Below are 22,058 nucleotides of genomic sequence, written 5' to 3'. Positions count from 1 at the left end.
CAGTGACGCATTTGGCACTGCAAGATGGCTGACTTTAAACGGAGTTTATTGTCGACACAGTCAAAACTGAAGCGCGTGAAGTGACCAAGGTCATCAGCGTGTAATTAGGATAATAAAAAGGAAAAACAGGATGAAACGATTAGGCGTAGCACTGCTAAGTTTGAGCATGGTTTTTGGCGTTCATGCCGAAACATGGAAGTTTGCTTCAGAAGAGGACAAAACAGACGTTCAAGATATCTATGCGCAAAAATTTGCGGAAGTAATCAAGAAGGAATCTGATGGTGATATCCGTGTTCGCATCTATTACTACGGTCAATTAGGCACAGAAAACGACATCGTAGAACTAGCAGCTAAAGGCACGATTCAATTTGTGTCTGTAGGCGCGGGTCACTTAGGGTCTTATGTTCCTGAAGTACAAGCGGTGAGCTTGCCGTATGTACTGGGTACTAACGAAGCGATCACACATAAGGTCTTAACGGAAAGTCCAACCATCTACAACAAGCTAGCACCCAAGTTTGAGAGCGTAAACCTCAAGCTGTTGTCGATGATGTCTGAAGGCGAAATGGTGTGGGGTGGCAACAAACCTATCCGTACACCTGAAGATTTTGCTAACCAGAAAATCCGTACTTTCACTTCAACCATCCCTGTTGAAACCTACAAAGCGTTTGGTGCAACACCTACCCCTCTTTCTTGGGGTGAAGTGTACGGTTCACTACAACTTAAGACCATTGATAGCATGGTTAACCCGATCTACTTCATCTACAACGCGAAGTGGCATGAGGTTCAAGACTACCTAATGTTCCCAGGCCAGCAACCTTATGTGAGCACGGTTTCGACCAACAGCAAGTGGTACGACGGCCTGTCTGAAGAGAAGCAAGCTATGGTCGACAAAGCAATCACCGCGGCAGACCAAGCGGCTTACGACTATCAGATCCGTATCAACAAAGAGAACATGGACAAGATCTTGAAAGAGCGTCCAAACATGCAAGTGGTTGTGTTAACCGAGGAAGAGCGTGAACGCTTCAAGGTACTCAGTCAAAAGCTGCACACCACTTACTATGACGTGGTGGCAAATGCTTATCCTTCAGGAGAGCAAAGTGAAGCGCGCGAGGGGGCAAAAACTATTCTCGAAGAAATCCTAGATGAAGTGAAGGCTGCTTCAGCGACGCAATAGAAAGCGTTGTTAGGATGAATGCTATCCGCTGTTTATTGGCAGCGGTTAGCTTATCCCCACCTTCTCCAAATTGTGGCAATGGACCCCTGTCACTGAACGAAGTATGGAGCACTGCCTGTTATGAAAGAACTGCTACATAAAATAAGCGTCGCGACAGAAAAGCTAGAACGCTTTTTAATCACAACCGCTATTCTCGCGATGATGATCAACTCCACCGCCAATGCGATTGGGCGATATGCCTTCAATAAAAGCCTGTTCTTCTCAGAAGAGCTTAATCAATTCCTTATTGTCTCAGTGACCTTTATTGGCTTCGCCTATGCCGTCCGCCAAGGTCGAAATATCCGCATGACTGCGGTGTACGATTCACTGAGTTTCAAAGCCCAGAAGGTGCTCACCACCGTGATTGCATTGTTGACTGGGATGTTGATGTTTTACCTCACCTACCATGCGTTCTTCTACGTTAAAGAGCTCAAAGACATCAATCGATTAAGTCCAGCCTTGCAGTTCCCGGTTTATTGGGTGTACGCGATCATTCCGATTGGTTTTTTCATTGCCGGATTGCAATACAGCATGAGTTTTTTGATGAACTTACTGCACAAAGAGATCTACGTGTCATTTGACGTGATTGAAAATAGAAACACTAAAGTAGGTGAGTTCGAATGAGCGATGTTGCACAGTTTTTCTCGGACATTATTGCCGGAGAATTAGATATTTATGTCATCACATTTACTCTTGTCTCTGTGATGGTGATTCTGCTGTTTTTGAGCTTCCCAATGATTGTGCCGCTAGCGGTTGGGGCTCTAATTGGCTTGATTCATTTCTCTCAGGTTGAGCCGGGAGTGCTTATTCAACAGATGGTTACGGGCATCTCACCCAACGCATTGATTGCGGTTCCCATGTTTATCTTGGCGGCCGATATTATGACGCGTGGACACACAGCCTATAATTTACTTGGTTTGATCCAAGCGTTTGTTGGACATCTGCGTGGTGGGTTACCGATTACGACGTGTATCAGCTGTACCTTGTTTGGCTCTGTTTCCGGTTCGACCCAAGCGACCGTGGTGTCGGTCGGCCAAATCATGCGTCCGAAGTTGCTGCAAGCGGGCTACAAAGACAGCTTTGTGATGGCCTTGATCATCAATGCCAGTGACATCGCGTTTCTTATTCCACCGAGTATTGGTCTGATTCTTTACGGCACCTTAGCTAACGCCAGTGTGGGTGAATTATTCATTGCCGGTATTGGCCCAGGTTTAGTGCTCGCGAGCCTGTTCTCGTTGTACAGCTATGCCTACAGCGTAAAACACAGCGATACCATCACCTTGGTTGAAAAAGCCAACACAGCAGAACGCATTGAAGCAATTAAGAAAGCGATTCTTCCTCTTGGTTTCCCTGCTTTGATTATCGGCGGTATCTATTCGGGCATTGTCACGCCAACCGAAGCGGCCTCATTCGCGGTGTTGTATGCGATCATCGTTGAGTGCATTTTTTATCGCAAACTTGGCGTAAAAGACATCTGCGATGCGGCGTTAAATACCGGCTTGATTACGGCGGTGGTATTTGTGCTGGTGGGTGTTGGTCAGGCGTTCTCTTGGTACATCTCGTTTGAACAAATCCCTCAAGAGTTGTTGGCTCCTCTCAATCTAGAAGATGCTTCTCCCGAGTTCATTCTGTTTGTTATCGCACTGACTTTCTTTGTCGGTTGTATGTTCGTGGATTCATTGGTGGTTTTGCTTATCTTGACGCCGATTTTCATGCCGATTGTGGATGCCGCAGGTATCGATCCGATATTGGTCGGCGTGATGGTGACGCTGCAAATGGCTATTGGGTCGGCAACGCCTCCATTCGGTTGTGACATCTTTACTGCTATCGCCATCTTTGAAAAGCCTTATATGGAAGTGATTCGCGGGACGCTGCCGTTCTTCCTGATCTTGGTGTTGATGTCTGCGTTGCTGATTTTCTTCCCAAGCATTGCTCTGTTACCAAGAGACATTTTATTCAATTAATCCGTCGAGTTACCCTTATTCAATCAAGGATAGAGATATGAGTATATTGCCGTTAACACCTCCGCAGAGAGGGTTTGAATCAGCAGAATTAGAGCAACGTACAGTCGCGTTGCAACAACGTCTGCGCGCCCAAAACATTGATGCTGCGTTTTTTACGACCGAGCCTGAATTTCGTTACTTTAGTGGCTTTAAATCGCAGTTCTGGGAAAGCCCAACTCGACCTTGGTTTTTGGTGGTTCCAGCGGTTGGTAAGCCCATAGCGGTAGTACCAGAGATTGGTGTGGCTGGTTTCGACGAGACATGGATTGACGATGTGCGCAGTTGGCCTTCACCAAGGCCAGAAGATGACGGTATCTCTTTGTTAGCTTCTACTTTATTTGAAGTCTCCAAGGGTTCTCGCAGAATCGGTTCGATGATTGGCCCTGAAACACATCTGCGTATGCCTGCCACTAACTATGCGTTGTTACAGCAGAAGCTGAGCCAACACAGTGTGGTTGATGTGTCACTGATGGTTCGAGACTTACGTAGTGTTAAGTCTCAAGCGGAGATCGATAAAGTACGCTTTGCTTGCCAAGTCACGGCGGCGGGCTTTGAGTATCTTCGTCATCATCTCGCGATAGGGATGACAGAACGACAGGCGTGTAAAGCCATGCATTTGGAGATGCTGCGTTTGGGTGCCGATGCTTGCCCTTATCTGATTTCGGCATCTGGCCAAGGTGGCTATGACAACATCATCATGGGGCCAACGGACCGTGTACTCGATGAAGGTGACGTGTTGATCATCGATACGGGGGCTAATTTTGACGGCTACTTCAGCGACTTTGACCGCAATTATGCGTTTGGGCATGCGCAGCCAGATACGATAGCGGCTTATGACGCCGTTTATCAATCGACAGAAGCAGGGCTCGCGATTGCAGAGCCGGGACGAACCACTGGAGACGTGTGGCAAGCCATGTGGTCGGTGCTCGAAAAGAACGGTGCACTCGGCAACGATGTGGGTCGAATGGGGCATGGTTTGGGCATGCAGCTAACCGAGTGGCCATCACATGTGCCAAATGGGGATGTGATCTTAAAACCCGGTATGGTGTTAACCCTTGAGCCGGGCATGGCGTTTGCGAAAAACCGAATGATGGTGCACGAGGAGAACATTGTTATCACAGAATCTGGTTGCGAAATGTTGCACCAAAGGGCATGGCAATCGATGCCGATTATCGGTTAGTTACTCTTAGAATCTAGCCATAATGTTGAATCCTAGTAGAGGAGGGCGTTCAAGCACTTTGTTGGACGCTCTGTTCTATTTTTTACTGCATCATACCCCTTCATTTTTTACACCCAAAGACCTCTAATTGTTGAATGCGTTCTTGTTTCTAGAATCTCTCTTTCTGTTTAAATATTATGCTTATTGAGCAAAAACATTTGACCAATAACTATCACACCTCAAATCTTTAATTAATTTCATTAGTGGTCTAAATGATATTTAACTTTTTGTTTTTGTGGATTATTTTTGTTTTTGAACGCTGTATTGTTACAGGTTTGTTTTAAATAATCATTTGAACCCTAATTAAATTTCTGTCATTTTATACTTAACTGAACGTTCAATATAAAATAAAAGGACTAAGAAATGCCGAAGGTTGGGATGCCTGACATACGTAAACCACAGCTTGTTCAAGCCACCATGACGGTGATTGATCGAGTGGGTTTACATGCCGCGAGTATTGCGTTAATCAGCAAAGAAGCGGGCGTGTCTACAGGTATCATTAATCACTATTTTGGTGGGAAACACGGTCTGCTCGAAGAGACGATGCGTGAAATCCTTCGCCAATTATCCAACACCATCACGACTTCACTAAAAGCGCTTCCTGTTGATGCTCACCAACAGAGAATTAACGCGATCATCGACGGTAACTTCGAAGGTTACCAAGCCGAAAATAAAGTCGCGAAGGCATGGTTGGCATTTTGGTCCTATTCAATGCATGACCAACAACTGAAAAGACTGCAGCGTGTGAATGAAAAACGTTTGATTTCACATCTGCGTCTTGAGTTGAAAGGTATTTTGAATCATGAACAGGCGGATCTCGTTGCTCACGGGATTGCTTCTCTGATTGATGGGTTATGGCTGAGAGGCACGTTAAACCCTGAAGGTATCGATGCTCAAAAGGCTCGTGCCATCATCAATGATTATCTTGATAAACAACTGACGTTTTACTCGTGTAACACCGCATAGAACGCGGTCGTAGCATTGCAATCATAGTACCTGAACGGCAAACACTCACATATAGACCAGCAGAGTCTAATAACAATAATTAAGTCAGAATCTCAAATGGAAATGAACTCGTTATACATCGATGGCGCAGCGGTTAAAGCTACGTCTGGTGAAACCTTTGATAGTATCAACCCGGCAAACGGCGAACCTAATGCAACGCTAGGCCAAGCCTCTTCAGCGGACGTGGATAGCGCTATTGAATCAGCGAAACGTGGATTTGCGGTATGGTCAGCAATGACAGCCGTGGAACGCAGTCGTATTCTTTTGAAAGCGGTAGCAATACTTAGAGATCGAAATGATGACCTTGCAAACCTTGAGGTTGTTGATACGGGTAAGCCACTGCAAGAAGCGATTGAAGTGGATGTGGCATCTGGCGCCGATGTGATTGAATACTTCGCAGGCCTTGCGCCTACGCTGCAAGGCGATCAACAACCCCTTAGTGAATCTCAATTCTTCTACACTCGTCGTGAACCGCTTGGTATCTGTGCAGGCATTGGCGCGTGGAACTACCCGATTCAAATCGCGATGTGGAAATCAGCTCCGGCATTGGCTGCGGGTAACGCGATGATTTTCAAACCTTCCGAAGAAACCCCGCTAACGGCACTTAAGCTTGCAGAGATCTTTACTGAAGCTGGCCTTCCTGATGGCGTATTTAACGTGGTTCAGGGTGACTACCGTGTCGGCCAAATGCTAACGGCTCATCCCGACATCGCTAAAGTGTCTTTCACAGGTGAAACCGGTACCGGTAAAGCGGTAATGGCAGACAGCGCTAAGACGCTGAAATCAGTCACCATGGAACTTGGCGGCAAGTCACCAATGATCGTGTTTGATGATGCGAAATTGGATGATGCGGTTTCCGCTTCTATGGTCGCAAACTTCTACACCCAAGGTGAAGTGTGTACTAATGGTACTCGTGTTTATGTACACGAAAGCATCTACAACGATTTTATCGACCAACTTAAGACACGTACTGAAAAGCTGATCATTGGTGATCCAATGGACATGGAGACTCAAATTGGTGCGTTGATTTCCAAAGAACACCTTTCAAAAGTGCTCGAAGCGATTGAGCTAGCAAAACAGTCTGGCGCAACATTGCTGACTGGCGGTTATCAAGTGACAGACAACGGGCTAGCGAACGGCAACTTTGTTATCCCAACCGTGTTTGTGGACTGCGAAGACAACATGCCACACGTTCAACAAGAGATCTTTGGCCCTGTAATGTCGGTTCTAAAATTCAGTGATGAAGACGACGTTATTCGCCGTGCTAACGACACCAAATATGGCCTTGCGGCTGGCGTGTTCACGCAAAACCTTTCTCGTGCTCACCGCGTGATCCATCAAATGCAGGCTGGTATTTGTTGGGTTAATACGTGGGGTGACTCACCTGCAGAAATGCCTGTTGGTGGCTACAAGCTTTCGGGTGTTGGTCGTGAAAATGGCCCAGAAACCCTACTCCACTATACGCAAACTAAGAGCATTCTTATTGAGCTAGGCGACTACGCCAGCCCTTATGCCTAACGCGTAATACTTAATTCAACGGGCTAGCTTAAAAGAGTTAGCCTCACTGACTCATCTCAGGGAACTTAAAATATGGAACAACGCTACGATTATATTATCGTCGGCGCGGGTTCGGCCGGCTGTGTGTTAGCGGATAGGCTAACGGAAAGCGGTGAACATAGCGTTTTATTACTGGAAGCTGGTGGTACGGATAAGAGCATTTTTATCCAAATGCCAACGGCGCTTTCTTACCCGATGAATACCGAAAAGTACGCATGGCAGTTTGAGACTCAACAAGAACCGGGCCTTGATGGACGTGAACTGCACTGCCCACGTGGCAAAGTGTTAGGTGGCAGCTCATCGATCAACGGCATGGTTTATGTTCGTGGCCACGCTTGTGACTTTGACCAATGGGAAGAAGAGGGCGCAGCCGGTTGGAATTACCAAGCTTGCTTGCCTTACTTCCGCCGTGCTGAATCATGGAATAAAGGTGGTGACGAATATCGTGGCGACAATGGTCCTGTCGGCACTTGTAACGGTAACGATATGGAGCTCAACCCGCTTTACCAAGCATTCATTGATGCAGGTAAAGACGCAGGTTACCCAGAAACACAAGATTATAACGGCTACCAGCAAGAAGGCTTCGGCACCATGCATATGACGGTAGACAAGGGTGTTAGAGCCTCAACCTCTAACGCTTATCTACGTCGAGCATTGAAGCGTTCAAACCTAACCTTGAAGAAAGGTATTGTGGCGCGTCGTTTCTTACTTGAAGCACAAGACGCACAAGACCAGTCATCAAAAGGTCAATCAAGGTTGAAAGCTGTTGGTGTCGAGTTTGAAAAGTCAGGCAATACCCAAGTGGCTGTAGCGAACAAAGAAGTGATCTCGTCTGCGGGTTCTATCGGTTCTGTTCAACTGCTGCAGCTTTCTGGTATCGGCCCGAAAGCGGTGCTTGAAAAGGCAGGCGTTGAGCTTAAACACGAGCTGAATGGCGTAGGTGAAAACCTTCAAGATCACCTAGAAGTGTACTTCCAATATCACTGCAACGAACCCATCACGCTCAACAGCAAGCTTGGCTTGGTCAGCAAGGGCATGATTGGCGCGGAATGGATTCTGACTCGCAAAGGCCTTGGTGCCACTAACCACTTTGAATCGTGCGCGTTCATTCGCTCTCGCAAAGGACTTAAGTGGCCAAACATTCAGTATCACTTCCTGCCAGCAGCGATGCGTTACGACGGGCAAGCGGCCTTTGATGGTCACGGTTTCCAAGTACACGTTGGCCCGAACAAGCCAGAGAGTCGCGGTACGGTTGCGATCACTTCTGCTGATCCGCATGCCAAGCCAGAGATCATTTTCAACTACATCTCGACTGAACAAGATCGCCAAGATTGGCGCGATTGTATTCGTCTGACGCGTGAGATTTTGTCTCAACCTGCGATGGATGTGTACCGAGGTAAAGAGATTCAGCCGGGTCTAAATATTACTTCTGATGAAGCGATCGACGAATGGGTTAAGCAGAACGTTGAAAGTGCATATCACCCTTCTTGTGGCTGCAAAATGGGTTCAGATAACGACCCAATGGCGGTGCTTGATGAAGAGTGTCGAGTTCGCGGTATCGACAGCTTACGTGTTGTCGACTCATCGGTTTTCCCAACCATTCCAAACGGCAACTTGAATGCCCCGACCATTATGGTTGCTGAGCGTGCTTCCGATTTGATTTTAGGTAAGCCGATGCTCAAAGAACAGGGCGTTTCAGTGTGGATTGCACCTGAATGGGAAGACAAGCAAAGAATAAATAAACCAGTAAGAGAAGCGTAAGTCTCTGTTATTAGTTAAAAAATAGAAAATATTTCAAAAATAGAAAAAGCAAAAAGTAACAACAAAAATTAGTCAAAAGTCAGAAGAACTGCTCTCTATCGGTGTTGATATCGAGCAGAAAAAGGAAAGATAAAAAGGAACCATTATGACGACTCTAAATATTCAGAACATGACCACGAAAACGTTAACAGCACTAGCCATCAGTTCATTTGCATTTGGTGCTAACGCTTCTATTGAACCACAGCAATGTGAAAATGTTCGCTTCGCTGATGTAGGCTGGACTGACATTACCGCAACAACCGCCGTTACTTCTGAACTATTAAAAGGCCTTGGTTACAAAACCAAAACCGACCTACTTTCAGTACCGGTGACTTACTCTTCAATGGCGAACGGCGATATTGATGTATTCCTAGGTAACTGGATGCCAACTATGGAAGGCGATATTGCTAAGTACCGTGAAGCGGGCACGGTTGAAACCGTTCGTGCCAACCTTGAAGGCGCAAAATACACACTAGCTGTACCAAAATATGTGTACGACTCTGGCGTAAAAAGCTTCGCAGACCTAGCAAAACATGCCGACAAATTTAAAGACCGCATCTACGGCATCGAGCCGGGTAACGACGGTAACCGCTTAATCCAATCAATGATTGATTCTGACGCGTTCGGCTTGAAAGATTTCAGCCTAGTTGAATCAAGTGAAGCGGGCATGGTTTCGCAAGTATCACGCGCTGCGCGTCGTAGCCAATGGATTGTTTACCTTGGTTGGGCACCACACCCAATGAACAGTAATGTTGAAATGGAATACCTTTCTGGCGGTGACGACTTCTTTGGCCCTAACTACGGTGGCGCGAATGTCTACACCAATGTTCGCTCAAACTACCTGTCTGAGTGTGCAAACGTCGGTCAGCTTCTGCAAAACCTAGAGTTCACTCTAGAGATGGAAAACCAGTTGATGGAAGAGATTCTTAACCAGAAAACTAAGCCAGAAAAAGCCGCACAACAATGGTTGATCAACAATTCTCAACAAGTTGAAGCTTGGTTAGACAATGTAAAAACACATAAAGGTGAATCAGCAACTCAAGCCGTTACTGAATACCTAAAGCAAGTTAAAGCTTAGTTCTACCTATCTCAACAGCTACATAAATAATAAAGGTGGGCTTGCCAATTTATCGATTGGTTTGAAGTAGCCCACCCATAATAAAAGGCAATATTGTGAATTTTATTACGGAAAACAAAATCCCTGTCGGACAATGGATGGAAGCGGGTGTTGATTGGCTAACAATCAATGCAGCAGGCTTTTTTGATGCTATTTCTATCTTTTTAGAAACCGTCATTATGTTTTTAGTCGATGTATTTAAGTGGATGCCACCGGCTTTACCAATCGTGATGACCGCGGCGATTGCATGGTACTTACACCGTAAACCTTCGCTGGTGATCTTTGTGGTTGCAGCTTTGCTGACTATTTTAAACCTTGGCTACTGGCAAGAAATGCTGGAAACCTTTGTCCTCGTGTTTGCAGCGACAACGATTTCCGTATTAATTGGCGTACCGGTTGGCATCATGGCTGCTCACCGTCCTTGGTTATATACAGTTTTGCGTCCAATCCTTGATTTGATGCAGACGGTTCCAACGTTTGTGTATCTGATTCCGACTTTGGTTTTATTTGGCTTGGGCATCGTTCCTGGCTTAATCTCGACTATCATCTTCGCCATTGCCGCGCCGATTCGTTTGACCTACTTAGGGGTAACTAAAGTCCCTGAAGAGTTGATTGAAGCGGGTAAAGCCTTTGGTGCGAGCCGCATGAAATTGCTGATGAAGGTCGAATTACCGGCGGCTTTACCAAGCATTATGGCGGGTGTAACTCAATGTATTATGTTGTCGCTTTCGATGGTGGTTATCGCCGCTCTTGTTGGTGCTGACGGACTTGGTAAACCTGTTGTTCGTGCATTGAACACAGTGAACATCTCACAAGGTTTTGAAGCTGGATTAGCGATTGTATTAGTCGCAATCATCCTTGACCGCTTGTGCAAAACACCAAACCAGAAGGAAGCTTAATCATGTCTAACTCTCACGAAAAAAAGACAATGGACGCGATTACCATTAAGAACCTCGATGTTGTGTTTGGTAATAAATCGAAACAAGCGCTTGAGCTACTCGACCAAGGTAAAACTCGCCAAGAGATCATTGATGAAACTGGTCAAGTTGTCGGCGTAGACAATGTGTCGCTGACGGTGGAAGAAGGCGAGATCTGTGTGTTGATGGGTTTGTCTGGTTCTGGTAAATCATCTTTGCTGCGTGCAGTTAACGGCTTGAATGAGATCAGCCGTGGCTCACTGACAATCAAAGACGGTGACCAACAAGTCGATTTAGCGCAATGTGATGAAGCGACTCTGCGTCATCTTCGTACTCACCGCGTATCCATGGTGTTCCAAAAGTTTGCTTTGATGCCATGGCTTAACGTATTAGACAACGTGGCGTTTGGTCTTGAAATGCAGGGTGTAGCGAAAGATGTTCGTCGTACAAAAGCGCGTGAACAATTAGAAATGGTCGGCCTAGCGGAATGGGAAACCAAATTTCCACATGAGCTTTCTGGCGGCATGCAGCAACGTGTTGGTTTGGCACGTGCGTTTGCAATGGACACCGACATTCTGTTGATGGATGAACCGTTTTCGGCGCTTGATCCACTGATTCGTGCTCAGCTGCAAGATGAACTGATCACGCTGCAAAACAAACTCAATAAAACAATTCTGTTCGTGAGCCACGACCTAGATGAAGCTTTGAAGATTGGCAATAACATTGCGATCATGGAGTCAGGCAAACTGATTCAACACGGTAAGCCTGAAGAGATCGTGTTGACGCCAAAAACCGAATACGTAAAAGACTTCGTTGCTCACACCAATCCATTGAATGTGCTAAAAGGTCGCTCTTTAATGCAGCCTCTTGATTCACTGACGCAAGAAAATGAAAGCTGGAAGATCTGCGATTCTAAAGATCTCTGGATTGAACAGAGTGAAGGTGCTTTATCAGTGAAAGGTGAATCTACTTTGGCGCTTGTTGAGTGGAGCGAGTCTGACGACCTAACCGCGATTAACGCGTCTAGTGTGGTAGTGACAAGCCCGGAGATTGGTATGCGTGATGCGATTAAGCTTAAGCAGATCAGTAACCACCCAATTCTGTTGGTTGAAAACAATCAATTGGTAGGGATTTTGGATAACAGCGAGTTTTACAACGCGCTTACGGGTAATTTTCAGATGAATACAGCCGCGTAAAATTTCGTTTTCCAGCTTGGAGATTAGGGCTGATTTTTTATTGGGTGGAGAGGGTTAAATCTCTCTACCTCTATGATTATTAAAATATATTATTCTTTGAACTTGTATTCTCTGATTCATTATTTTTGCCTTCATTGAAGCTTTCATTCCCCCTTCATTAAGTAAAAGTGCCGTACCACGCAAGTTTAGTGGTATAGAAAAGATTGAGAATAGTATGAACATCAGTACAATGCGGAAAAATCAATGAAGTAATTTATCAATTTACAGTGTAATTCGAGCGCGCGTGGACGTAATCACTCGAGACATTTCATCGCTTCGACACTGTAAAACCATTCACAGTATATTAGTACAAAGGTCTGCATCTTGGACAAACATGACGAAATCCTGGTCGCTATTCGCCAAATTATTCGCGCTATCGATTTACACTCGAAGAAGCTGAGTAAAGAGTATGGTTTGACTGGCCCTCAATTAATCTTAATGAGAGCAATCCAAGAAATGGGTAATGTGACGATCAAAGAATTGTCTAATCAGACCAATGTAAGCCAAGCAACGACGACGACGATCATCGACCGTCTAGAGTTAAATGGCTATGTACAACGAGTACGCAGTTCATCGGACCGCCGCAAAGTACACGCGAACCTGACTGAGAAAGGTCAAGAGTTGCTAAACAATGCGCCACCGCCGCTGCAAGATAACTTCGTGAAAAAATTCCAAAACCTAGAGACGTGGGAGCAAAGCTTACTGCTTTCTTCGATGCAGCGCGTATCAGCAATGATGAACGCAGAAGACATCGACGCTGCTCCAGTGCTTCAGCTTGAAGGCATTGCAAACGTAGCCAAAAGCTAACGTTAGTTTTAAATTGTTTATTTAAAACAAAAACTTAAATAGTTATTAAATGGTCGCATTAAGCGGCCATTTTTGATCTCATCATGTAAAGTTTCTAGTTATACTGCCTGTTCGCTACGCCCTTCTATTTTAAATCTCCCTGGGTTTTAACCCTACGTTGTAATCACCTTATTTATTTGTATTCAAAAATGCATTGACGATTCTCTGACAATAAAGATATAGACCGACCGGTCTGGTTTGTATTATTGTGTGCTCATCTTAACCACGAGGTGATGTATGAAATACGAATTGACGCCAACACAAATGACCATGACGTTGAACAACATGCAGGGAGCTTTTGCACAGAACCCGATGCCAGCGGTATCGGTGAGAATTGAGCAGTTGCTTGCACTTAAATCTGCGCTTATCGATTACACAGATCGTTTGTGTTCAGCCGTGAGTGAAGACTATGGTCACCGCAGTCGACAAGACACTTTGATGGCCGACATATTGCCTTGTATCGGAAATATTGATCACAGCATTGAGTGTTTACCTCATTGGTCGACATCTTCGATTCGTCATTCCGGCCCTTTGCTTTCAACCTCTCGTGTTGAAGTGGTTTATCAACCCAAAGGCGTTGTCGGGATCATTGCTCCGTGGAACTTCCCGATCATGTTATCCGTCGGCCCGCTTATTTCGGCGTTGGCAGCGGGCAATCGCGCCATGATCAAGATGAGTGAATTTACCCCTGCGACGAACCAAGTATTAAGATCGCTATTGGCAGAAGTTTTCCTTGCCGATGAAGTGTGCTTGGTTGAAGGTGAGGTAGAAATCGCAGCCGCATTTTCGGCATTGCCGTTTGATCATCTTCTGTTTACGGGGTCAACCCAAGTGGGTCGCCAAGTGATGAGGTCAGCGGCTGACACGCTAACTCCAGTCACGCTAGAGCTAGGCGGTAAGTCACCGGTTATCGTTGCAGAAGACATGCCAATTGATATCGCGGTTGAGCGAATCATTTATGGTAAGAGCCTCAATAACGGGCAGGTGTGTGTGGCTCCCGACTATGTATTGCTACCTGAAGGGAAAGTTGAATCTTTCATTCAAGAGTATAAAAAACAGTACCAATTGCTGTTCGATGAAGGGGTGTATTCCGAGAGTTTGACGTCCCTAATCAATCCTCGTCAATGCGACCGGATAGTGGGTTTGTTGAATGAAGAACGACAAGCTGGAACGCGAACCGTCGCTTGCCATGACGAAGCGATGGACTTAGATAACCACCGCTTGGTGACGCACCTGATTGTTGAACCAAGCCTGTCATCCAAGGTGATGAACGAAGAGATTTTCGGCCCACTATTACCCTTGATTACGTATCGCAATATCGAAGAGGCGCTCCAAGTCATCAATAGCAAACCAAGGCCGTTAGCACTCTACCTGATGAGCTTTGATTTGAGTTTACAGGCTCAGGTTAAGCACCAAGTTCATTCCGGCGGAATGTGTATCAATGACTGTGTTTTCCATCTAGCGGTTGATGACGCGCCGTTTGGTGGCATTGGTGAATCAGGGCAGGGCAATTATCACGGTAAAGAAGGTTTCCTTACCTTCTCCCATGCCAAAACAGTCTTGGAAACAGGCTTAGACCATCGAGTTAAGTATCTGTTTTCAAAAGAAGATAACGAATTAAAGACCGCAGTGATGAGCATGCTTGGTAAGTAAATCATTTCTGTTATTACTCAGTTTATCTACACGAAGTTATTTATAAGAAATTATTTTTACGACGTTATTTTAAGAGGTTATTTTTATGTTAGAACGATTTTTTGAACGAACGATGAAAGCGTATTTGATGGTTACAGGATTCTTAACCGCAACCGCTTTCTCTACTTTCCTTGCGCCTGATTGGAGCATGCAAACGCTGTTCTCGTACAACGATACGATGATGGTGAACAAAGAGTATCTTATGGGTACCTATCAACACTGGGGAGTCATGGTTGGCTGTATTGGTGTGTTGTTGATGTTCTCGGCGAAGTACAAATCGCTGCGTACTTCGACCATGATTTACAGTGCATTTGAGAAGTCGATGTTTGTGGGCATATTCTTATACAACGTGTGTATCAACGATTATGAGTGGTTTTATGGTTGGAGCGGTGTGTTTGCGCTCGATGGATTTGTGACCGTCTACTCTTTAGTTTATCTGTATTACTACCTCACTAGAGACAAAAGCAAGGTGCCAGCTCATCTTCGTTAATAGTTAATAGTTAATAGTTAATAGTTAATAAGTTGCTCATGGTGAGTCAATGACACTTATTTAATGATCACTCACTAACTTATTACTACAGCCCGCATTTGCGGGCTTTTTTCGTTTTGGGGCAATGATCCATAAAGATCTTAATTGACATATCTTTGACATTAACACTCTAGACCGACCGGTTTGTATTGATTATTGTTTAGTCATCAACTAGAAATGAGGTAAATACCATGACAACCAATAATTTTAACTTTCAACTTAAAACCATTGTTCATGCTCAAGAGAATGGCATTGAAAATATCCCTTCTCTTTTTGGTCGCTTAGGTGCGCAAAGAGTCGTGCTCTTTTCTGATAAAGGCTTGGAGTCTCTTGGCTTTGTTGAGCAGTTCTCGGCGTTGTTTGTAAACCAGAATGCGAATCAGGAAGCGAACCAACAAGCGGTTCAGCTTGTTGGCGTGTACACCGATATCGCGCCAGACGCGACTTGCGACAACATCAACGCTGCAATTGAGTTTGCAAACAGCGTCAATGCTGATGCGATCTTGTCTGTTGGCGGCGGCAGCGTAATTGATGCTTCTAAAGGTGTGAAATACGCATTTCATAAACAGATAGATGATATCCGTACGGTGATTGCGGGCGGCGGTCATATGGATGTGTGGCCAAACAATGAAGACATTCGAGTGCCCCACATTGCGGTTCCGACAACGGCTGGCACGGGCGCAGAAGCTTCTCCTATTGCTGTTTTTTACAATGAACATGAAAACATTAAGGCAAGTCTAGTTGCGTCTGGACTGGAAGCCGATATCGCAATCCTTGATCCAACGGTGACCACTAAGCTGCCAGCTCACCTGACTCGTTCTACAGCCATGGATGCGCTAACACACGCTGTTGAAGTGATTGTTTCTCCAATGAGTAATGCATTCACCGACGCTTACGGCATTCAGGCTGCAAAACTGATTGTTGAAAACTTACCCTTGGCATTGAAAGGACCAGAAAACCTAACCGCGCGCGGCAACCTTCTTCAAGCGAGCACTATGGCGATCTCTGCATTTTATTCGTCTTTGGGCGGGATTCCGATTCATAACTGCGCTCACGCTTTTGGTGCGATTAGCCACATTCCACATGGTGATGCCAACACGGTATTAATGCCGGTTGTGATTGAAGCACTGCCAGAGTTCTACATGCCGAATGCGGCGAAGTTAGCTCAAGCATTCTCTGTCGACAGCACGGGAACCGATGAAATGATTTACCTACGCGTGTTGGATTTCTTAAATAACTTCCAAACTAGTGTGGGTGCGATGAAGCGTTTCAGCAGCTGGAAGTTTGATGACCAAGAGAAGAGCAACATTGCAGAAGCGATTGAAAAAGACATCTGTTTTCAGTTCTACCCAATCTCGAAACAGACGATTGAAACCATCATAGAGAAAGCGATTTAAGTCTCTGTCTTAATCGACTGAATGTTATGACCATTTAATTCAGTCGATGATTCACTCAACAATCATTACTCGAGAGCCAATTATGAAAATTGAAAACGTATTGCTATCAAGCTTATGCATCATCGCGCCATTCCTACTTTTCACCTAATTCATTCAACAGGGACGTCGTGAACTTTATTCCCGAGGAGGAAATAAATGCTCAATAAACGTTTAACTACCGTGATTTTGGCGGGTGTTTTGGTTGTTCTGTTTTTTGCCAAGGCAAGCTTTGGAAGCGAGAGCTTTGAGAATGAAGCCATAACTGATCAAGTACAGCAGCATCAAGATGTCGTGCAACTGTTGGATGAAGCTTACCAAGGGCAATTGGATGCCCAGCTCTCTGTCGCTTACTTATATCTGAGCGGAGATGGCGTAGAACAGAATGATGAAAAAGCCGCGGAGTGGTTCGTCACCGCAGCCAATAACGGTAGCCCTGAAGCTCAAACACAGCTTGGGTTGATGTATATCTCTGGAAGTGGCGTTCAAGCCAGCCAAGCGGAGGCTGTCACCTGGATTGGCATGGCAGCAGCTCAAGAGTATGACCCCGCGCTCGACTTATTACATTGGATGTCGCAAGCCGCGCACTAATTCAAATCCTAACTCAGGTTAATCACAGAAAGGTTAGCCTCAGAAAAAGTTATTCGCAGAAAAGTTAATTACTGAAAAAGTTAATCACAGAAATTGGAGAACGTCTTATGCAGACATTCAAGAAATCGTTAGTCTTCACTGCAATGGCCGCGGCAAGCAGTGCTGCTCTGGCCGCAGAATCAGAAAAACCGAATATTGTTGTCATTGTTGGCGATGATGTGGGCTTTGCCGATACTCAGCCTTATGGCTCAGAAGCCAATACACCAAACCTAATGGCGCTGGCTGAAGAGGGGGTTAAGTTTACTAACTTTCACGCGTCACCAACCTCATCGGTAACGCGCTCTATGATGTTAACCGGAGCAAATAGCCACGAGGTTGGGCTAGGCACCTTTGATTATGCTGTCTATCCGGGCGCGATTGGCAAACCGGGCTATGAAGGTTACCTCACCAAGAAAGGGGTTACGGTCGCAACGTTGCTTAAAGAGAGTGGCTATAACACTTACCTCTCTGGGAAATGGCACTTGGGGCACGACGATGGTTTCTTACCTGACGATCGAGGTTTTGAAGAGAGTTACGGTATCTTAACGGGAGGCTCGAATCACTTTAATCGAGATATGATGTTCCCGGCCAAAAATGCCGCGACAGCGGATGCGCTGCAAAAAGGCGATATTCCCAGCGTCGAAGTTGAGCCAACTTACCGTAACGGTGAAGTGGTTGAAGACAAGTACAAAGGCGAGTACTCAGACCAAGTTTACACCAACGAGATCATCAAGATGATCGACAACAAAAAAGACGACGGTAAGCCTTTTTTCGCTTACGTTCCATTCACCGGTATTCACCTGCCTCTGCAAGCGCCTGAGTCTGCCTATCAAGATAAAGTCGATTACTACGTTGAACATGGTTGGGACTTGGTTCGAGAAGATCGTTTCCAACGCATGAAAGAGATGGGTGTGATTCCAAAAGACGCCGATATCTCAAGTCGTAATGCATTAAGTCGCCCTTGGGACTCTTTGTCTGAGAAAGAACAAGAGTGGTATGGCAAGAAGATGGCGGTGGCAATGGGCATGATGGAGATGCAAGACCAACAAGTCGGTCAGGTTGTCGATTACCTAAAAGAGATTGGGGAATATGACAATACCTACATTATGTATCTGACAGATAACGGTCCTGAAGCCGCGGATATTACCGGTGAAAACATCAGTGATTTGATTCGCACATGGACGGCGCATCACTTTGACAACTCGACAGAAAACCTAGGGAAAGCCAACTCCAGCGTTTCATTGGGCCCAGAATGGGCAAGCGCATCAACAGGTGGCTTGTCTTGGTATAAAGCGTACACGGCAGAAGGTGGTATTCGAGTCCCCTTGATTGTTAAGCCTGCGAAAGCGCTTTTAGAGGGCGATCAAGCGCTGCAACCCGGCACTCAAACCGATGACTTGTCACAAGTAAAAGACATCGCAGCCACCATTCTTGAAATCGCCGATGTTGAGCATCCAGGAACAGAGTACCAAGGTCGAGAAGTCGCACCAATGAGTGGTGTGAGCTTGCTGCCTTACTTCAAAGGTGAAACGGCAGAGGTTCACAATGCCGATAATGCGATTCCATTTGAATTGTTTGGTAGCGGGATTTTGCTTAAAGGTGATTACAAGATCATCCGAATCTCTACGGGAATGGGCGGTGACAGTGAGTGGCACCTATACAACACCAAGAAAGATCCTGCAGAGCAACATGACTTGAGAAATGAAATGCCAGATCTGTTCCTTGAAATGGTCGCTGAATATCAAGAATACGAAAAAGCGCAAAATATCGTCCCAGTTGACGAAACGTGGAACCCGTTTGAAAACGTGAAATAGAGGAAAAAACCACTCGGCCAACCTAATGCCATCAAGCTTGGTTGGCCGATGAACACCGTGTAAAGGAATTACGAATTGTTTTGGCTAATACAATAACTTTTACATCGAGGCACTCTTCATGACGACATTATCGCTATCAAATTTGAGTTCAGTTCCGCAGTTCAATGGCAAAGCACACAGCAAACTTCAGGCGTTAGCAAAACCGATAGGTGCGGTGTGTAATATCAGTTGCACCTACTGTTATTATTTAGAAAAACAACAGCTGCTTGAATACCCAAAAGGCTCTCAATATACGATGGATGAAGTTCTGTTAGAGCGTTATATCAAGCAGTACATAGAAGGGCAGAATACGCATGAAATCATCTTTTCTTGGCACGGTGGAGAGCCTACCTTGTTGGGGGTTGAGTACTTTCAAAAAGTCGTCGATCTGCAGAAAAAATATTGTCCTAGCTACAGCAAGATTAGCAATGACCTTCAAACCAACGGTACGTTACTGAATGATGCGTGGTGTGAGTTCTTCAAAAAGAATGACTTTATCATTGGTGTGAGCATTGACGGCCCAGAGCACTTACACAATCACTACCGAACCAACCGTGCAGGCAAAGGTACTTTTTCTCAAACAATGCGTGGCATTCGCTACTTGAAGCAGCATGATGTCGAGTTCGCGACCCTAAGCTGCGTGAATGATGTGACAGGAAAATATCCATTAGAGGTCTATCGCTTTCTGCGTGATGAAGTGGGTTCGAAGCAATTGCAGTTTATTCCTGTGGTCGATAAGCGTGCTGCTCATACTAACAACAAATGGCTCACCAACCAGAAGGCGATCATTCCTGTTTCAGGCGATCTAGAGCCGTGGAGTGTTGAATCAGCACAATGGGGAGAGTTTCTCTCTACGATTTTTGATGAATGGTACCAACATGATTTTGGTCAGGTGCTCGTGCCTTATTTTGAAAACTTCTTTGGTGTGTGGATGGGGAAAGAAAGCACGATGTGCACATTGAGTGAGATTTGCGGGAAAGGGCTCGCGGTTGAACCGAATGGTGATGTCTATTCATGTGACCATTATGTTTTTCCTGAATTTCAGTTGGGTAACATTCAGGAGCAAGAACTTTCCACCTTAGCTTTCTCATCAGCGCAGCAGCGTTTTGGGTTCGCCAAACAGAAGTCTCTGCCGAAACAATGCCAAGCCTGTGAGTTTAAATTTGCATGCCATGGCGAGTGCCCTAAAAACCGCATCATCAAAAGTCGAGATGGTGAGGCTGGGTTAAATTATCTCTGTGGAGGATGGCTGAGCTTCTTCAAGCATATCGACCCTGTTATTAAGGGCTTACTCAAAGCTAATAATATTCCGTCTCATCTGGGATGACGGAGTAAGCGTGAATCGATTTAATCAATGTTTACAGTAAGATAGAAGGCTTGCATAAATTATGCGAGCCTTTTGGTATTTGGTATTTGGTATTAGGTAACGGGTATCTAGTCAGCCGATTCCTGGGCTGGGCTCATGGCGAGAAGAGTCTCTTCCATGGCATTGTTTAGAATCGAACGGTTACGCTGCATGGCGGCCATGAGCGTTGAGCCTAGCCATAGGCCATAAAGCATTCGAGACAGCGATTCGGGCTCTGCGATCGTGAAATCACCGGTCTCATTGCCTTCTTCAAATAGCTTCGCCATACGCAGGATGATCTTTTCTGCGCCTATTGCCATTGTGGACTGTAACGGGTTAGCAGACCCAGATACTTCTCCCGCTAGTTTTACGACAAGACATTGGATATTGAAGTCTTCAGTCAGTTTCGATGCACACCAAAACTCGAAATAGGCTTTTACGCGGTCCCGACGAGAAAGCGACTCATCACTTAAAAAGTCATCTAGCTTAGCGAGATGCTCATCAAAGTAGTTAGTAAGAAGGATCTCACCAAAGTGTTCTTTGGATTTGAAGTAATGGTAAAAAGAACCCTTCGTGCCTTCCGCTTGGTTGATGATTTTCATCAGGCCAACACCAGCAAACCCGTGTTCATTAATAAGGCTAAACCCTGCATCGAGCATAGCTTGTCGCATGTCTTTCATTGTTCTTACTCTTTATGCTGAGAATGAGGAATAGTGTAACGATCAACATACCAACCGTCCAGTCTAGCGCGTTAGGACGCGGTCAATAATTGACTCGTTTCGTCAAAGTAACTTTTTATCTTATTGGTACTTCTAAGCGACAAAACTTTTTTCAAGATAGGCACATCCTATAAATCGAAAATAACAACCTTAAAGGGCTTGTTTGGTGCCTTAAAATGGCTAAATCAGGGTGTTTTAAGTTGCTGTTTTTGTTGGTTTTTAATTTGGTGTTTTCTTAAGATCGCAATGGTAGTCTTAGCTTAATTTCTTTAGGGGGCTAAATGGACACCAATAACAGCACTTATCATCACCACAGTTTTGCTCAGCAAGATTTATCAGAGCTTACATTTACAGCCTGCACGTTTATCCGTTGTGATTTCAGACGTTCGAACTTACGTGATGCAACGTTTATTAACTGTAAGTTTATTGAGCAAGGCGATATTGAGGGATGCCACTTTGATATTGCCGACTTACGAGATGCAAGTTTTCAGAATTGTCAGTTGGCGATGGCGAATTTTAGTAACGCGAATTGCTATGGTATTGAGCTACGTGAATGCGACTTGAAAGGGGCGAACTTTACTCGTGCGAATTTTGCCAATCAGGTGAGCAATCGCATGTATTTTTGCTCGGCATACATCACGGGTTGCAACCTGTCTTACGCTAATTTTGAACAGGCTTGTTTAGAGAAGTGCGAACTGTTTGAGAACCGTTGGATAGGCACTTACCTTGGCGGCGCGTCATTGAAAGAGTCTGATCTCAGCCGAGGTGTGTTCTCGGAAGATGTATGGGGGCAATTCAGTATGCAGGGGGCTAATTTGTGTCATGCTGAATTAGAAGGGTTAGATCCTCGCAAGGTAGACACATCGGGGATTAAAATTGTCGCTTGGCAGCAAGAGCAACTGCTTGAAACCATGGGTATTGTTGTGATGCCCGATTAATCGAGTT

General features: G+C 45.3%; 19 protein-coding genes. 18 read left to right on the top strand and 1 reads right to left on the bottom strand.

The genetic code is table 11. The annotated features are described in order from the left end of the window. The first annotated feature begins 130 nt into the window (after positions 1–130). From AC3CHU_RS18300 to AC3CHU_RS18220, 17 genes are all read left to right on the top strand, one after another. A complete protein-coding gene (locus AC3CHU_RS18300; RefSeq protein WP_488526139.1) occupies positions 131–1,174 on the top strand; it encodes a TRAP transporter substrate-binding protein in 1,044 nt (347 codons plus the stop codon). Between the two features lie 120 nt (positions 1,175–1,294). After that, positions 1,295–1,837: a TRAP transporter small permease gene (locus AC3CHU_RS18295; RefSeq protein WP_171327662.1), complete on the top strand. Its 543-nt coding sequence runs from the start codon at positions 1,295–1,297 to the stop codon at positions 1,835–1,837. Continuing rightward, a complete protein-coding gene (locus AC3CHU_RS18290) occupies positions 1,834–3,177 on the top strand; it encodes a TRAP transporter large permease (RefSeq protein WP_171327663.1) in 1,344 nt (447 codons plus the stop codon). Before AC3CHU_RS18295 ends, AC3CHU_RS18290 begins: the two co-directional genes overlap by 4 nt. A gap of 37 nt (positions 3,178–3,214) precedes the next feature. Then, positions 3,215–4,396, top strand: a complete 1,182-nt coding sequence (locus AC3CHU_RS18285; protein WP_488526138.1) for a M24 family metallopeptidase — start codon at positions 3,215–3,217, stop codon at positions 4,394–4,396. A gap of 402 nt (positions 4,397–4,798) precedes the next feature. After that, the gene (gene betI / locus AC3CHU_RS18280; RefSeq protein WP_017075682.1) at positions 4,799–5,401 is read left to right on the top strand and encodes a transcriptional regulator BetI; all 603 of its coding nucleotides are present in this window, start codon (positions 4,799–4,801) and stop codon (positions 5,399–5,401) included. Between the two features lie 96 nt (positions 5,402–5,497). Then, positions 5,498–6,958 (top strand): betaine-aldehyde dehydrogenase, encoded by a 1,461-nt coding sequence (betB, locus tag AC3CHU_RS18275; RefSeq protein ID WP_488526137.1) that lies wholly within the window; start codon positions 5,498–5,500, stop codon positions 6,956–6,958. 72 nt (positions 6,959–7,030) lie between these two features. Beyond that, positions 7,031–8,758 carry a choline dehydrogenase gene (gene betA / locus AC3CHU_RS18270; protein WP_488526136.1) on the top strand — a complete coding sequence of 576 codons (1,728 nt, stop codon included), beginning with the start codon at positions 7,031–7,033 and terminating at the stop codon, positions 8,756–8,758. Between the two features lie 145 nt (positions 8,759–8,903). Next, positions 8,904–9,875, top strand: coding sequence for a choline ABC transporter substrate-binding protein (locus AC3CHU_RS18265; RefSeq protein WP_171327667.1), 972 nt, complete (start codon positions 8,904–8,906; stop codon positions 9,873–9,875). A 95-nt stretch (positions 9,876–9,970) separates the two neighbouring features. Continuing rightward, positions 9,971–10,813, top strand: a complete 843-nt coding sequence (choW, locus tag AC3CHU_RS18260) for a choline ABC transporter permease subunit (protein ID WP_009845976.1) — start codon at positions 9,971–9,973, stop codon at positions 10,811–10,813. Between the two features lie 2 nt (positions 10,814–10,815). Next, a complete protein-coding gene (gene choV, locus AC3CHU_RS18255) occupies positions 10,816–12,027 on the top strand; it encodes a choline ABC transporter ATP-binding protein (protein WP_171327668.1) in 1,212 nt (403 codons plus the stop codon). Between the two features lie 363 nt (positions 12,028–12,390). Then, positions 12,391–12,873, top strand: coding sequence for a MarR family winged helix-turn-helix transcriptional regulator (locus AC3CHU_RS18250; RefSeq protein WP_004732429.1), 483 nt, complete (start codon positions 12,391–12,393; stop codon positions 12,871–12,873). Positions 12,874–13,149: 276 nt separating this feature from the next. Further along, a complete protein-coding gene (locus AC3CHU_RS18245) occupies positions 13,150–14,565 on the top strand; it encodes a coniferyl aldehyde dehydrogenase (protein ID WP_488526135.1) in 1,416 nt (471 codons plus the stop codon). An 85-nt stretch (positions 14,566–14,650) separates the two neighbouring features. Then, a complete protein-coding gene (locus AC3CHU_RS18240; protein ID WP_004732424.1) occupies positions 14,651–15,094 on the top strand; it encodes a hypothetical protein in 444 nt (147 codons plus the stop codon). A gap of 230 nt (positions 15,095–15,324) precedes the next feature. Beyond that, positions 15,325–16,530 carry an iron-containing alcohol dehydrogenase gene (locus tag AC3CHU_RS18235; protein ID WP_488526134.1) on the top strand — a complete coding sequence of 402 codons (1,206 nt, stop codon included), beginning with the start codon at positions 15,325–15,327 and terminating at the stop codon, positions 16,528–16,530. A gap of 195 nt (positions 16,531–16,725) precedes the next feature. After that, entirely contained in the window at positions 16,726–17,157 is a 432-nt protein-coding gene (locus AC3CHU_RS18230) for a tetratricopeptide repeat protein (protein ID WP_102566972.1), read from the top strand. 107 nt (positions 17,158–17,264) lie between these two features. Beyond that, on the top strand, positions 17,265–19,010 hold the full coding sequence (locus AC3CHU_RS18225; RefSeq protein WP_488526133.1) for an arylsulfatase: 1,746 nt from the start codon (positions 17,265–17,267) through the stop codon (positions 19,008–19,010). A 118-nt stretch (positions 19,011–19,128) separates the two neighbouring features. Beyond that, positions 19,129–20,376 carry an anaerobic sulfatase maturase gene (locus tag AC3CHU_RS18220; RefSeq protein WP_488526132.1) on the top strand — a complete coding sequence of 416 codons (1,248 nt, stop codon included), beginning with the start codon at positions 19,129–19,131 and terminating at the stop codon, positions 20,374–20,376. Between the two features lie 107 nt (positions 20,377–20,483). On the opposite strand, the gene AC3CHU_RS18215 is transcribed toward AC3CHU_RS18220, so the two are convergent. After that, complete coding sequence (locus AC3CHU_RS18215) at positions 20,484–21,074, bottom strand: TetR/AcrR family transcriptional regulator (RefSeq protein WP_102561782.1); 591 nt, start codon at positions 21,072–21,074, stop codon at positions 20,484–20,486. 320 nt (positions 21,075–21,394) lie between these two features. Here AC3CHU_RS18215 and AC3CHU_RS18210 point away from each other — a divergent pair, with 320 nt between their 5' ends. Beyond that, positions 21,395–22,051 (top strand): QnrS family quinolone resistance pentapeptide repeat protein, encoded by a 657-nt coding sequence (locus AC3CHU_RS18210; RefSeq protein WP_017078472.1) that lies wholly within the window; start codon positions 21,395–21,397, stop codon positions 22,049–22,051. Positions 22,052–22,058 lie beyond the last annotated feature (7 nt).

It is taken from the genome of Vibrio sp. QJM3NY_39 (assembly GCF_057785895.1).
Note: the sequence above shows the minus strand (reverse complement) of the source record. Positions and strands in the feature narration are given on the sequence as shown.